This window comes from Marinobacter pelagius, from assembly GCF_003315345.1.
In the GTDB taxonomy this organism is placed as follows: domain Bacteria; phylum Pseudomonadota; class Gammaproteobacteria; order Pseudomonadales; family Oleiphilaceae; genus Marinobacter; species Marinobacter pelagius_A.
Genome location: NZ_QNRO01000027.1, coordinates 14,420 through 28,120, shown reverse-complemented (window position 1 = coordinate 28,120; position 13,701 = coordinate 14,420). Strand labels below are relative to the sequence as shown.

The window sequence follows — 13,701 nt, the reverse complement described above, 5'->3', positions numbered from 1 at the left end:
CTTCTTAACGCTCCTGAAGGACCCGGAGCATGCGGCGAAGCGGCTCTGCGGCGCCCCACAGCAGCTGGTCACCAACGGTAAACGCGGAGATGTACTCCGGACCCATAGCCAGCTTGCGGATTCGCCCGATGGGGATACTGAGTGTACCGGTCACTTTTGCCGGCGTCAGTTCTTCCATGGTCGCATCCCGGTCATTCGGGATAACCTTCACCCAGTCATTCGCCTTGGCCAGAATGCCCTCAATCTCGGACACGGACAGGTCCTTCTTGAGCTTGATGGTCAGCGCCTGGCTGTGGGAGCGCATCGCGCCGATGCGGACACAGATGCCGTCGATGGGAATCGGGTTGTCACTGCGACCAAGGATCTTGTTGGTCTCGACGCCCGCTTTCCACTCTTCCTTGCTCATACCGTTATCGAGCTGCTTGTCGATAAACGGAATCAGGCTGCCGGCCAGAGGCACACCGAAGTTCTCGGTGGGAAAATCGCCGGAGCGCATGGTATCGGTCACCTTGCGGTCGATTTCCAGAATCGCGGAGGACGGATCGTCCAGCTCGGATTTAACAGCGCTGTTGAGTGCACCCATCTGGTTCAGCAGTTCCCGCATGTGCTTGGCGCCGGAACCGGAAGCCGCCTGATAGGTCATGGGAGATACCCACTCGATCAGGTCCTGCTCGAGCAGTCCGCCGAGGGCCAACATCATCAGGCTGACGGTGCAGTTACCGCCAATGTAATCCTTGACACCCTTGTCCAGGGCCTCATCGATCACGTTACGGTTAACCGGATCCAGAACGATTACGGAATGATCAACCATCCGCAGGGTGGATGCGGCGTCGATCCAGTAGCCTTCCCAGCCTGCGTCACGCAGTTTCTGGTAGACCTCACCGGTGTAATCACCACCTTGGCAGGTCACGATGACGTCCATGGATTTGAGAGTATCGATATCGAACGCGTCCTGCAGCGGCGGAACGCCTTCCTTGCCGACATCCGGAGCCGGTTTCCCGGTCTGGGAGGTGGAGAAAAACACCGGATCGATGTCAGCAAAATCGTTTTCTTCACGCATGCGCTGCATGAGGACCGAGCCCACCATGCCACGCCAACCTACAAGTCCAACTCGCTTCATGTGCGACCTTTGAACCTCGTTGATTTATGCCCACCCGCTACCGTTATCGCTGGCAGGGACAGGATGGATGATCCCGCGGCAACTGCATCCTGTTGCCGTCGGGTCTTTGTTGGTCCGAACCGGAATCGCCCGCTTACATTGCTGCGAGCACCGCCTCACCCATCTCCCGGGTGGACACTTTCTGCGCACCTTCCGACATAATGTCAGCCGTGCGCAGACCCTGGTCCAGAACCTTGCTGACCGCCGCTTCGATGGCTTCTGCGGCTTTTTCCTCACCCAGGCTGTAACGCAACATCATGGCAGCACTGAGGATGGTGGCCAGCGGATTGGCAATACCCTGACCGGCAATATCCGGCGCCGAACCATGGCAGGGCTCGTACATTCCCTGCTTTTGCGAGTTCAGCGACGCGGACGGCAACATGCCGATTGAGCCGGTGAGCATAGCCGCTTCGTCCGAAAGAATATCACCAAACATGTTGCCAGTCACAATTACGTCGAACTGTTTGGGGGCCCGCACCAGCTGCATGGCGGCGTTATCCACGTACATGTGGGACAGCTCCACATCCGGGTATTCGCGCTTCAGGTCTTCCATGATTTCCCGCCACAGAACAGTCACTTCCAGCACGTTGGCCTTGTCCACGGAACACAGCTTCTTGCCCCGCTGCTGGGCCGCCTCGAAGGCCACCCGACCTATGCGACGAATTTCCGATTCGGTGTAGGCGTAAGTGTTGTACCCCTGGCGCTCTCCACTCTCGAGTTCACGGACACCACGGGGCTGGCCGAAGTAGATACCGCCGGTCAGCTCGCGCACGATCATGATATCCAGACCGGACACCACTTCCGGCTTGAGAGAGGAAGCAGACGCCAGCTGCGGATACAGAATTGCAGGGCGCAGGTTGGCGAATAACTGAAGGTTGGAGCGCAGGCCCAGCAGCCCTTTCTCCGGCCGCTTGGCCATGGGCAGGCTGTCCCACTGGGGGCCGCCAACGGCACCGAGCAGGATGGCGTCGGCCGCCTTTGCTTTCTCCAGGGTTTCCTCGGGCAACGGCGTGTCCGCCTCATCAATGGCAGCACCGCCGACCAGCGCGCTTTCAAAGCTCAGCCCCAGGCCGAACTGATCGTTCACCTTGTTCAGGACCTTTTCAGCCTCGGCAACGATTTCAGGGCCGATTCCGTCACCCGGGAGCATGAGAATGTTTCTGGACATGAAATTCTTCCTTAAAGTCAGTGAGCTTGAATCAGTTGCCGGTATTGAACAGCCAGGGCGCGGTCTGCCTGCGCTTTTCTTCATAGTCGCGGATCAGATCGGCATCTTCGAGGGTGACACCGATATCGTCCAGGCCGTTGAGCAGGCAGTGCCGGCGGAAATCATCCACCTCGAAGCTGAAGGATTCACCGGACGGCGTGGTCACGGTCTTCGACTCCAGGTCCACCGTCAGCTGATAGCCTTCGTTCTCTTCCGTCTCTCGGAACAGTTGGTCAACTACTTCTTCCTGCAAAACAATGGGTAACAGCCCGTTCTTGAAGCAGTTATTGTAGAAGATATCTGCAAAGCTCGGGGCAATGATGACCCGGAAGCCGAAATCATCCAGGGCCCAGGGCGCGTGCTCACGGCTGGAGCCGCAACCGAAATTGCTGCGGGCCAGCAGCACGCTGGCGTTCTTGTAGCGATCCTGGTTCAGCACGAAGTCCGGATTGATCGGACGCTGTGAGCTATCCTGGTCCGGCTTGCCCTCGTCCAGGTAGCGCAGCTCGTCAAACAGGTTCGGGCCGAAGCCGGTGCGCTTGATGGACTTCAAAAACTGCTTGGGAATGATCATGTCCGTGTCCACATTGGAACGGTCCATGGGGGCAACAATACCCTGGTGTTGCGTAAATGCTCGCATGGTCTCTCTCCTGTGGCTCAGTGCATCAAATCACGGACATCAACGAAATGGCCGGTCACCGCGGCAGCGGCGGCCATGGCCGGGCTGACGAGGTGAGTACGACCACCAAAGCCCTGACGGCCCTCGAAGTTCCGGTTGGAGGTGGAGGCACAATGCTCGCCCTGCCCCAGTTTGTCGGCGTTCATGGCCAGGCACATGGAGCAACCCGGATCGCGCCATTCCAGACCGGCTTCGATAAAGATCTTGTCCAGACCTTCCTGCTCGGCCTGGGCCTTTACCAGGCCTGAACCGGGCACAACCATGGCCTGCTTGAGGCTGGATGCAACCTTGCGACCCTTTACCACGGCGGCGGCTTCCCGCAGATCCTCGATGCGGCTGTTGGTGCAGGAACCGATGAAGACGCGGTCGAGCTGGATATCGATAATCTTCTGATTCGGCTGCAGACCCATGTACTTGAGCGCCCGGACAATGCCCTCGCGCTTGATCGGGTCCTCTTCTTTTGCCGGGTCCGGAACGGCGCCGTCGACACCGGTCACCATTTCCGGGGAGGTGCCCCAGCTGACCTGCGGCATGATGGCAGAGCCGTCCAGCTCGACCACCTTGTCGAACACGGCATCGTCGTCGCTGTGCAGGGTGCGCCAGTAGTCTACAGCCTTGTCCCAGGTCTCGCCTTTCGGGGCGAACGGGCGGCCTGCGACGTAGTCGATGGTGGTGTCATCCACCGCCACCATGCCAACGCGGGCACCGGCTTCGATAGACATGTTACATATGGTCATCCGGGCTTCCATGCTGAGGCCGCGGATGGCTTCACCGCCAAATTCGATGGCGTAACCGGTACCGCCAGCGGTTCCGATCTTGCCGATGATGGCCAGGACCACGTCCTTGCCGGTCACGCCGGGACCCAACTTGCCGTTGACCTTGACCAGCATGTTTTTCATCTTTTTCTGCACCAGGCACTGGGTGGCCAGCACGTGCTCGACTTCGGAGGTGCCGATGCCGTGAGCCAGGCAGCCGAAGGCGCCGTGGGTGGAGGTGTGGGAGTCACCGCACACAATGCTCATGCCCGGCAGGGTGGCGCCCTGCTCCGGCCCGATAACGTGGACGATGCCCTGGCGCTGGTCCTTGATCTTGAATTCGAGGATGCCGAACTCGTCGCAGTTCTTGTCGAGGGTTTCGACCTGGGTCCGGGATACGGGGTCGACGATGCCGTCGATGCCTTTGTCGCGATCGGTGGTCGGGACGTTGTGGTCCGGGGTGGCGATGTTGGCGTCGATCCGCCACGGCTTACGACCGGCCAGGCGCAGGCCTTCAAACGCTTGCGGTGAGGTGACTTCGTGCAGCAACTGTCGGTCGATGTAGATCAGTGCGGAGCCGTCGTCCCGCTGTTTGACGAGATGGTCGTCCCACAATTTGTCGTATAAGGTCTTGCCCGCCATGATTCTCTCTCACTCTCTGGGGGTTTCTGGTTTTGACTTCATTGATTGCTATGTTACTCCCCTGCGCTGCATAACCTCAATTCATGTTTTTTATTCTTTGCATTCCTTTTTGGCATGCTCTAATTTTGGTGCAAGGTCTGGGTGGGGCCGGCTTTCCAAAACACGCTCCTTGCGGCACGTCCCTGTGACGCTTGAGCTCCGCCATCCATGGCTCCGCACAGTTTTGGAAAGCCGGCCCCATCCAGACCCCAAACCTATGAATGCCACCAAACAGGAAATGGTGAACAGTGGATTCAAACTCTCTAAGAGCATTTCTCACCATTGTTGATCAGGGCTCCTTCTCGGAAGCCGCGGAGGTCCTGCACCTTACCCAACCGGCAATCAGCAAACGACTGGCGGCTCTGGAGAACCAGTTGGGTACAAAGCTGATTGATCGCAGCCATCGTGAGATAAGACTGACCGATGCCGGTACAAGGCTGCTGCCCCATGCGAGAAAGATTCTTGACGAGATTCATAACGCACGTGTGGCGCTGTCTGCAGATGACGGAGACATCAGCGGGGAGCTGGAGATTATCGCGTCGCACCACATCGGACTGCATCACCTACCCAACTGGCTCAGGCGTTTTTCCCGTGACTATCCGGAGGTACGGTTGAATCTGCAGTTCATGGAGTCGGATGCGGCTTACGCGCAGATGCTCAAACGTAACGCGGAGCTGGCGTTTGTCACACTCAGTGACAGTATGGGCAGCCAGTTCGTGGTATACGAGCAGTGGTCCGATCCAATGGCGTTTGTGGTCGGGAGGGATCATGAGTTGTCGGGTCAGGTTTCGGCGTCGCTTGAGGATCTTGCCCGCTATCCTGCTTTGTTGCCGGATACCACGACGGCCACCTATCGGACGGTCAGTCGCCTTTTTCTTGAGGCGAATCTTCCGCTGAAACAGCAGATACCGACCAATTACCTTGAGACGCTCAAGATGATGACGAGTGTCGGGCTAGGCTGGAGTGTTTTGCCCGTGAGCATGCTGGATCAGTCGATACACCAGCTGGATACCGGGTATCCCGTTAACCGGATGCTGGGCGGTATCGGGGTAGCCGGGCGTCAGCTTAGCCAGGCGGCGCGGGCGCTGCTGAAGGTTGTGCGGGAGGAGGAAACGGGCGAATCCAAGTAAATCATTGACGATCAGGAGACAACATGGGCTTTGACGATTACCTCAAGATTCTGGCCAAGCACGATGGCTCGGACCTTTACCTGAGTACCGGCGCCCCGCCCTGCGCCAAATTCCACGGTGCGCTCAAGCCCATCGACCGGTCTCCCATGGGGCCCGGGGCGATCAAGGATATCGCCTATACCATCATGGACGATGAGCAAATTGCCGAGTTCGAGCAGGAGCTCGAGATGAACCTGGCCTACAGCATTGGCAAAGTGGGCCGGTTCCGGATTAATATTTTCCGGCAGCGTAACGAGATTTCGATCGTCGCGCGGAACATCGTCACCGAGATTCCGAACGCAGACGACCTCGGTCTGCCGCCGATTCTCAAAGATGTGGTGATGGCCAAGCGCGGCCTGGTTCTGTTTGTCGGTGCCACCGGTTCGGGCAAGTCCACCTCCCTTGCCGCTCTGATCGATCATCGGAACAGCAATTCCGCCGGCCACATCATTACCATCGAAGATCCGGTGGAATACATCCACCGCCACAAGAAATGCATCGTCAACCAGCGAGAGGTAGGGGTTGATACCCGGAGTTTCCAGAAAGCGCTGAAGAACACCCTGCGTCAGGCGCCGGATGTCATTCTGATCGGTGAGATCCGGGACCGGGAAACCATGGAACACGCCCTGGCCTTCGCCGAAACCGGGCACCTGTGCATTTCCACCTTGCACGCCAACAATGCCAACCAGGCGCTGGATCGCATCATCAATTTCTTCCCCGAGGAGCGGCGCCCGCAGCTGCTGATGGATCTTTCAATGAACCTGCGCGCGTTCGTGTCCCAGCGACTGGTTCCGACGGTCGATAAGAAGCGCTGTGCGGCCATAGAAATCCTGCTCGGAACGCCCACCATAAGCGAGCTGATCCTGCGTGGTGAGATCGACGGCATCAAGGAAATCATGGAGAAGTCGGCCAACCTCGGCATGCAGACCTTCGACCTGGCGCTGTTCAACCTCTGGAAGGAAGGCAAGATTTCCGAAGAGGAAGCATTGAAGAACGCCGACTCTGCCAACAACCTGCGACTGAAGATCAAGTTACACGGTCAGGGTGGCGCCGACTCTTCCACCGCCTCGGGCCCGACCGGCAGTGGCCTCTCCCTCAAAATCGAGGAAGACGAGGAAGATCCGGACGAATAAAAGGCTTTTCAGACATCCTCTGGCGGCGGCCTCAGGCCCCGCCAGGTAATCAGCACGGCAATAGCCATAGCCACGGCGCCTCCCCAAAAGGCTGCAGAAGTATTGACGCCTTCCACAAGGAAGCCGGATATCCACGCGCCAGCCGCTCCTCCGGCGCCGAAAGTAAGGCCGCTGTATAGGGCCTGACCCTGGCCATGGTGGTGTTTGCCGAAGAAGCCCTGGATGTACTGGACAGAAATCGCGTGCAGCGCCCCATAGGAAGCCGCATGAAGAAGCTGGGCGAAGATCAGCACCGCAACCACGTCGGTCAGCTCGGCTATCAACGCCCAGCGAATCATGGTCAGCACCAGGGCGCCGATGGCAATCTGCCGGACGGAGAAACGCCGGGTAAACCGGTGCATCACCAGAAATAACCCGATCTCGGCGACCACGCCCAGTGACCAAAGTAACCCGATCGGTAATTTGCCATAACCATGCTGCTCGAGATGGATACTGAAGAAGGTGTAGTACGGCCCGTGGGAGACCTGAAGCAGGAAATTCATCAGGAAGAAGGTGACCACCGCTGGATGGGTCACAATTTTCTTCAGACTGCCCTCTGGCGCCCTTGGCTTGACCTCTCCTTTCTCCGATGGCACCAGAAACGCCGAGACCGCAATACCGACAAACACCGGCAGCAACAGCCATGGAAGCAAGCTGACCGGAACAATCTCGAGGATGCCCCCGACCCCGGCTACTGCTGCAATAAACCCGACCGAACCCCAAAGCCGGACCCGGCCGTACTTCTCTTTCTGCTTACCGAGAGTGCGAAGCGTAATGACCTCGTAAAGAGGCAGGATGGCATTCCAGAAGAACGTGAAGGCAAGCATCACCAGCAGCAGGCCATAGAACCCCGGTTCCAGGAAAACGCCGGCAAAGAATAGCGAACCGGTTATGGCACCGAACCTTACAAGCCGGACCCGCTGACCACTCCGGTCCCCGAGCCAGCCCCAGACGCTGGGGGCTACGATCTTCGTAAGCTGGATGGTCGCCATCAACGTGGCGATCTGAAGATAGGTATAGCCCTGCCCCTCAAGATAGAGGGACCAATACGGAAGCAGTCCGCCCAGAAGGGCGAAAAACCAGAAATAAAGATTCGAAAGCCGCCAGTAAATACCAGGACTCCTGTAAAAACGATTTATCGTGAGTTACGGCGATTTCGGCGGGAAGGACGGTTCAAAAATGTGGAGCGCCAAGGAGGGCGCGACCAAGCCCTACAGGGACTTATTCACGGGCGTTTTTTGAACCGTCCTTCCCGACGGAATCGCTTCACCAACCGTTGCAGGCTTCCCGAATCAGAGCTGCTTCAGAACAGGCGTAGAAACTTCCACATCACCATTCTGACCACGATGGCGCAGGTAGTGATCCATCAGAACGATGGCCATCATGGCTTCAGCAATCGGTGTGGCCCTGATCCCGACACAGGGGTCGTGACGGCCCGTGGTGATAACTTCCACCGGATTGCCGTTCACATCAATACTGCGCCCGGGCAAACGAAGGCTGGAGGTCGGCTTCAAGGCGATACTGGCCACGATCGGTTGACCGGAGGAAATGCCGCCCAGTACACCGCCGGCGTTATTGGATAGGAAACCTTCAGGCGTCATCTCGTCCCGGTGCTCGGTGCCCTTCTGCTCAACAGAATCAAAACCAGCGCCAATCTCCACACCTTTCACCGCGTTGATGCTCATCAGCGCATGGGCCAGATCAGCATCAAGACGGTCAAAAATAGGCTCGCCAAGGCCGGGAGGAACGCCATCAGCCACGACATTGATTCTGGCACCGATGGAATCGCCCTCTTTGCGGAGCGCATCCATGTAGGCCTCCATTTCCGGCACCTTGTCGGCGTCCGGGCAGAAGAACGGGTTCTGGTGCACCTGGTCCCAGTCCAGCTTTTCCGCCTTGATGGGGCCAAGCTGGGAAAGGTAGCCGCGGATCTTGATGCCAAGGCGCTGCTCCAGGAATTTGCGGGCGACGGCACCGGCAGCCACACGCATGGCGGTCTCGCGGGCCGAGGAGCGGCCACCGCCCCGGTAATCGCGAACGCCGTATTTATGCATGTAGGTATAGTCGGCATGGGCCGGCCGGAACTGCTCCGAGATCTTGGAATAGTCCTTGGAGCGCTGATCGGTATTCTCGATGATCAGGCCAATAGGTGTTCCGGTGGTCTTGCCCTCGAACACCCCGGACAGGATCTTTACCTCGTCCGCCTCACGCCGCTGGGTGGTATGGCGGGAAGTGCCCGGTTTGCGGCGGTCCAGATCACGCTGCATGTCGGCTTCCGAAAGCTCCAGGCCTGGAGGGCAGCCGTCGATAATGCAGCCCAAGGCAGCCCCATGGCTTTCACCAAAGGTGGTTACGGTGAACAGTTTTCCAAAGCTATTTCCCGACATGATTCAGTATCTTATCCAGTTCTTGTGAGAATTCGGTTTAACCGCGAGCCTGCCAGGCGCGCAGGTCTTCAGCCCGCAGCAGAAACACCCCGTCACCGCCATTTTCAAACTCCAGCCAGGTGAACGGCAGGTCTGGATAGGCCTGGTCCAGCGCGACCCAGCTGTTGCCCACTTCCACGATCAGCAGGCCCTCTTCGGTGAGATGGTCAGCCGCTTTTGCCAGAATACGGTGGGCGATATCAAGGCCATCCGTCCCTGCGGCAAGACCCAGCTCAGGCTCATGCTGGTATTCGTCCGGCATGTCCGCCAGGTCTTCAGCATCCACGTATGGAGGATTACTCAGAATGACATCGTAGCGGCCGGTGATGTTCTCGAACACATCAGACCTTACGGTGCGCACCCGGTTACGGACGTCATGAAGATCAATATTTGATTCGGCAACTGCCAGTGCGTCCTCGGAAATATCGGACAGATCCACCTTGGCATCCTCGAACACCATGGCAGCACCGATGCCGATGCAGCCACTACCGGTGCAAAGATCAAGGAGCCTGTTAACTTCAATATCGCCCAGCCAGGGCTGGAGGCCATTTTCCAGCAATTCGCCGATGGGTGAACGGGGCACCAGTACGCGCTCATCCACGTGGAACGGCATACCCATGAACCAGGCCTCGCCCAGAAGGTATGCGAGCGGAACGCGTTCGTTCACCCGGCGCTCGATTCGGTCGAGAATCATGGCGCGCTCGTCACGAGTGAGCCGGGCGTCGAGAAACAGGGTGTTGTTTTCCAGCGGCAGGTTCAGGCTGCGCATCACCAGATGGACCGCCTCGTCCCAGACGTTATCGGTGCCATGACCAAAAAACAGTGGCGACGCGGCAAACTGCGTCGAGGCATAGCGAAGGTAATCGCGAACGGTCTGAAGATCGTCGATGGGGCTCGTCACAAGGATCGTTTCCTGTTCTGGCGCATGTCAGCGCGGGATTATACGCTGTTTGGCCCCGCTCCTGCAGCCTAAACCAGCCCGGATGCTACTCAGATGGCGAGCGGGCCGGAGCTGCTCCTGTTCGCCTCGTAACGATCCAGCGCCAGGGCCATACGCTCGCGCCCGAGCTGAATCAGTTCCGGGGCCTTGTGGTAGTCGTAGGTCCGGCAGGCATTCTTGGGTACGTTGACCAGCAGATCCGGCGGATAACCGGCGATCTTGTACTGCACCAGTGCGCTCTGCATGGTCTCGATGGTCAGGTTCATCACATCGAATTTACCAATGCCCAGCTTGTCCCAGTCGATGGTTTCGTGATCTTCCTGATGCTTCTTGTCGGTTGGCTTTTTGTCGTGGTTCTTGTGGTTTTCTTTTTTGTGGACCTCCCGACTGATCTTCTCTTCCGGACTTTCGCCATTGTCGGCTTTCCGGGCTCCGAGCGATTTGATGGCATCCCAGTCAAACCAGCGGGACGCCTTGTCCCGGATGGCGTCGACCCACTCTTCCATGTCGGAGGCCTCTTGATCATGGACAAAGGCCGCGTCCGGAATCCGCTGACGCTGGTCATCTTCGCCGCTAAGGTTGACCGCCACAATCAGGTCTGCATGGGCCGAGATGGTCGGAATAATGGGTAACGGGTTCAACAGCGCCCCATCCACCAGCACGCGCCCATTCAGCACCAGGGGGGTCACGACACTGGGAATGGCAACGGAGGCGCGGATGGCCTGATCCAGAGGCCCTTCCTGGAACCAGACTTCCTTGTGCGCAAGCAAGTCGGTGGCAACTGCCGTGTAGGCCAGGGGAAGATCCTCGATCCGGGTATCACCCAGCATCTCCCGGACCACGGAGAAAATCTTCTCGCCCCGAATGGCACCCACGGAATTGAAGGTGACATCCAGCAACTTGAGTACATCGAACTGGCCAAGGCCGGTGACCCAGTCCTTGTAGTCCTTCATCTTGCCGGCGCCATACATGCCACCGATGAGCGCGCCCATGGAACATCCCGATATCGCCACGATGTCGTAACCGCGCTCATTCAGGATCTCGATGGCGCCGATATGGGCATAGCCCCGTGCGCCGCCACTACCGAGAGTTAGCGCAACGGTCTGTTTGCGTTTGGTACCGGGAGGGGGTTTCTGGGCATCGGCAGGAGCCTCCGCCGCTGACACATCGGAACTTTGCAGGACCTTGGAAATGTTGTCCTGTGGAACATCTGAATCCGGTTTTTCCGGGGAATCCCCCTTCTTTCCCTGATCCCTGGCCATGATCTCACCTCGAAATGACGGTCACTTCCACCCGATCACCCTGACGATCCGGGTTTTCCATGGGTATAAAGGGGCCAACTACCAGTATTTTCTGCTGCTCCCGGGATATCCCGATGCGCGCCAACACGTCGGCGAGGGACTCGGTTGCCCCCCGGGCGCGCTCGAGGGAATCCTCGACGGATTCTTCAGCGCCCAGTGACGAAAACCCTACCAGAACGACCATAGCGCCCTCTTCCGTTGCCCGTTCCCTCAGGGTGCGTCGATCGGTTGACGTCCAGTCAAACTGGTAGGTAAAGCCGCCCTCGTAAGGAACGATCAGCGGGCCGAACACCCGATCGGAACCGGCATCAAATCCCGGCACAACGGCACCGTCACCGAGCCTGAGGTGTTCCACCCAGACGTATTCGCGCAAATTACCGCGTGTTACGGTGTAAACAAGCGTCAGCCAACGGGTTCCATCCTCATCCAGTGACCCCGCAACCAGGTAATCCTGCTCCGAATCCCGGCCGTTGAGGATCGCCTGGCCAAAAATCCGGTTGGCCCAGATGACACTTCGGCCGCAGCTGACACCGGAACATTCAAACAACACGCTGGCGCTTCGGGCCTGTAACAGCCGCTGATAATAATCCCGTGCTTCTTCCCGGCTCGCATCCCGGTTGATCTGATACATACGACCCTCACCGAAAACCGGCAACCGGGCCATGGTGCTGGAGCGGATCTCGTCATTCACTTCGCGCACCGGGCTGAAAAGCACCAGGTGGCCGTTGGACTGAATCCGGGTACTGGTTTCCAGCTGGGACTGGGGGAACGGCTCCGGAAAGCCGGCTGCCATTGCCCCATTCAAAAGTGTAGACAACAAGACCAGCATCCCGCCAAGGGATTTAACGAACCGCTTTGCGCTGAAATTCTTAACCATTGGTCAGAAATGCCCTTACCGCCTCTGCTACCGGAACGGTATCGCCATCGAGATGACAATGGTGGCCGCCCGGAACGCGCGCCATTGTGAGATTTCTGATCCGCTCTGCCCTGTCGTCCAGGCCTGTGCGATGGGAGAGCAGGCCTTCGTCGGCGCGCACGAACAACGTAGGCGTTTCGATGGCTTCCAGGGAAGCCAGCACCTGCTCTTCCGTCATCATCAGCGGGGACGGGTGACGAAGACGCGGATCAGTACACCATACGTAACCGTCGCCAAACGGTTTCATATTCCGGGGCACCAAAGTCAGCGCGGCTTCATGGCTCAACGGGCTGACACCGCCCTCCCGGGCCTTTGCTGCGGTCGTCAGGTCCGGATAGACCACCGACTTGCCAGATCCGTTCAGGCGTTTCTTGATGGCCCTTCTCAACTGGGGAACGGTTTCTTCAACCGGACGGCTGATGGCGCCGAGGCTGTCAATCATCACCAGATGCCGGACCTTTTCCGGAAAAGCTGCGGCGTAAAGGGCGCTGACGATGCCGCCGAGCGAGTGCCCCACCAGGTCGACCCGGCTTTCATCGGATTCGCTGAAATGCCGCTCGATCAATTCGGCCAGATCCGCCACGTAATCCATCAGCAGGTAGGACTGGCCCGGTGAGCGGTGCCCCGATTTTCCATGCCCGGCCATATCGATGGCATGGACATCGGCCAGCTTTGCAAGTTCCGGGGCAAGTTTCGAGAAGGTCAGGCTGTTATCCAGCCAGCCGTGAAGCATCAGGACCGGTGGTTGCCCGCTAACACCGGGATTGGCGGACCAGGAAAGGCCGGCAAGATCGATGTTCTCGAGCTGCCAGACGGTTTCCGAACAACACAGCGGCTCTACGGCAGATCGTGCGGTTTCAGACATATCATTCATGAAGCGGATCGCCTCACATTGTGTGTGTGGGGCGATCGGAACTCAGGGAGCCGGCCAGGTAGGATTCAATCTTGGTACGAGCCGTTTCATCATCACCATTGAACTGTACGCCGATACCTGCGGCGCGGTTCCCCTGGGCGCCCTTGGGTGTTATCCAGATGACCTTGCCGGCCACGGGGATTTTTTCCGGCTCATCCATCAGGTTGAGCAGGAGAAAAACCTCATCACCGAGCTGGTACTGTTTCTGCGTCGGGATAAACAGTCCGCCCTGACGGATGTAGGGCATGTAGGCGGCATACAGCACTGCCTTGTCCTTGATGGTCAGGGTGAGAATGCCACTGCGCGCGCCAAATCCTGGGCCCATATCTGACACCTTTTATTGTGTTGTCACGGTAACTCGTCCATACCGGGATAAGAAAATC

13 protein-coding genes are annotated in these 13,701 nt (G+C 58.3%); 2 read left to right on the top strand and 11 right to left on the bottom strand.

Features of this window, described 5'->3' with window-relative positions:
• Positions 1–4 precede the first annotated feature (4 nt).
• The 4 genes from asd to leuC form a co-directional block, all read right to left on the bottom strand.
• A complete protein-coding gene (asd, locus tag DET50_RS17410; RefSeq protein WP_113864017.1) occupies positions 5–1,120 on the bottom strand; it encodes an aspartate-semialdehyde dehydrogenase in 1,116 nt (371 codons plus the stop codon).
• A 133-nt stretch (positions 1,121–1,253) separates the two neighbouring features.
• The gene (gene leuB / locus DET50_RS17405) at positions 1,254–2,327 is read right to left on the bottom strand and encodes a 3-isopropylmalate dehydrogenase (protein ID WP_113864016.1); all 1,074 of its coding nucleotides are present in this window, start codon (positions 2,325–2,327) and stop codon (positions 1,254–1,256) included.
• A gap of 31 nt (positions 2,328–2,358) precedes the next feature.
• Complete coding sequence (gene leuD, locus DET50_RS17400; protein ID WP_113864015.1) at positions 2,359–3,006, bottom strand: 3-isopropylmalate dehydratase small subunit; 648 nt, start codon at positions 3,004–3,006, stop codon at positions 2,359–2,361.
• A gap of 17 nt (positions 3,007–3,023) precedes the next feature.
• The gene (gene leuC, locus DET50_RS17395) at positions 3,024–4,442 is read right to left on the bottom strand and encodes a 3-isopropylmalate dehydratase large subunit (protein WP_113864014.1); all 1,419 of its coding nucleotides are present in this window, start codon (positions 4,440–4,442) and stop codon (positions 3,024–3,026) included.
• Positions 4,443–4,729: 287 nt separating this feature from the next.
• On the opposite strand from leuC, the gene DET50_RS17390 reads away from it, so the two are divergent.
• Complete coding sequence (locus tag DET50_RS17390) at positions 4,730–5,611, top strand: LysR family transcriptional regulator (RefSeq protein WP_113864013.1); 882 nt, start codon at positions 4,730–4,732, stop codon at positions 5,609–5,611.
• A gap of 23 nt (positions 5,612–5,634) precedes the next feature.
• Positions 5,635–6,783: a PilT/PilU family type 4a pilus ATPase gene (locus DET50_RS17385; protein ID WP_113864012.1), complete on the top strand. Its 1,149-nt coding sequence runs from the start codon at positions 5,635–5,637 to the stop codon at positions 6,781–6,783.
• An 8-nt stretch (positions 6,784–6,791) separates the two neighbouring features.
• Here DET50_RS17385 and DET50_RS17380 read toward each other — a convergent pair whose 3' ends face one another.
• The 7 genes from DET50_RS17380 to DET50_RS17350 all read right to left on the bottom strand — a co-directional run bounded on the left by DET50_RS17380 (position 6,792) and on the right by DET50_RS17350 (position 13,643).
• Positions 6,792–7,934: an MFS transporter gene (locus DET50_RS17380; RefSeq protein WP_113864011.1), complete on the bottom strand. Its 1,143-nt coding sequence runs from the start codon at positions 7,932–7,934 to the stop codon at positions 6,792–6,794.
• 180 nt (positions 7,935–8,114) lie between these two features.
• The gene (gene aroC, locus DET50_RS17375; protein WP_113864010.1) at positions 8,115–9,209 is read right to left on the bottom strand and encodes a chorismate synthase; all 1,095 of its coding nucleotides are present in this window, start codon (positions 9,207–9,209) and stop codon (positions 8,115–8,117) included.
• A gap of 37 nt (positions 9,210–9,246) precedes the next feature.
• Positions 9,247–10,149: a 50S ribosomal protein L3 N(5)-glutamine methyltransferase gene (gene prmB, locus DET50_RS17370; protein WP_113864009.1), complete on the bottom strand. Its 903-nt coding sequence runs from the start codon at positions 10,147–10,149 to the stop codon at positions 9,247–9,249.
• 89 nt (positions 10,150–10,238) lie between these two features.
• Complete coding sequence (locus tag DET50_RS17365; RefSeq protein ID WP_113864008.1) at positions 10,239–11,450, bottom strand: patatin-like phospholipase family protein; 1,212 nt, start codon at positions 11,448–11,450, stop codon at positions 10,239–10,241.
• Between the two features lie 4 nt (positions 11,451–11,454).
• Complete coding sequence (locus DET50_RS17360; RefSeq protein WP_258546164.1) at positions 11,455–12,282, bottom strand: DUF4892 domain-containing protein; 828 nt, start codon at positions 12,280–12,282, stop codon at positions 11,455–11,457.
• Positions 12,283–12,358: 76 nt separating this feature from the next.
• Positions 12,359–13,270 carry an alpha/beta fold hydrolase gene (locus DET50_RS17355; RefSeq protein WP_113864007.1) on the bottom strand — a complete coding sequence of 304 codons (912 nt, stop codon included), beginning with the start codon at positions 13,268–13,270 and terminating at the stop codon, positions 12,359–12,361.
• Positions 13,271–13,292: 22 nt separating this feature from the next.
• Positions 13,293–13,643 carry a PilZ domain-containing protein gene (locus tag DET50_RS17350; RefSeq protein ID WP_008171779.1) on the bottom strand — a complete coding sequence of 117 codons (351 nt, stop codon included), beginning with the start codon at positions 13,641–13,643 and terminating at the stop codon, positions 13,293–13,295.
• Positions 13,644–13,701: the final 58 nt, after the last annotated feature.

What these genes read in the sequence shown, in the direction of transcription:
- asd (WP_113864017.1), bottom strand. Translation starts at nt 1,120, where the DNA reads ATGAAGCGAGTTGGACTTGTAGGTTGGCGTGGCATGGTGGGCTCGGTC.
- leuB (WP_113864016.1), bottom strand. Translation starts at nt 2,327, where the DNA reads ATGTCCAGAAACATTCTCATGCTCCCGGGTGACGGAATCGGCCCTGAA.
- leuD (WP_113864015.1), bottom strand. Translation starts at nt 3,006, where the DNA reads ATGCGAGCATTTACGCAACACCAGGGTATTGTTGCCCCCATGGACCGT.
- leuC (WP_113864014.1), bottom strand. Translation starts at nt 4,442, where the DNA reads ATGGCGGGCAAGACCTTATACGACAAATTGTGGGACGACCATCTCGTC.
- DET50_RS17385 (WP_113864012.1), top strand. Translation starts at nt 5,635, where the DNA reads ATGGGCTTTGACGATTACCTCAAGATTCTGGCCAAGCACGATGGCTCG.
- aroC (WP_113864010.1), bottom strand. Translation starts at nt 9,209, where the DNA reads ATGTCGGGAAATAGCTTTGGAAAACTGTTCACCGTAACCACCTTTGGT.
- DET50_RS17365 (WP_113864008.1), bottom strand. Translation starts at nt 11,450, where the DNA reads ATGGCCAGGGATCAGGGAAAGAAGGGGGATTCCCCGGAAAAACCGGAT.
- DET50_RS17360 (WP_258546164.1), bottom strand. Translation starts at nt 12,282, where the DNA reads ATGGCAGCCGGCTTTCCGGAGCCGTTCCCCCAGTCCCAGCTGGAAACC.
- DET50_RS17355 (WP_113864007.1), bottom strand. Translation starts at nt 13,270, where the DNA reads ATGTCTGAAACCGCACGATCTGCCGTAGAGCCGCTGTGTTGTTCGGAA.
- DET50_RS17350 (WP_008171779.1), bottom strand. Translation starts at nt 13,643, where the DNA reads ATGGGCCCAGGATTTGGCGCGCGCAGTGGCATTCTCACCCTGACCATC.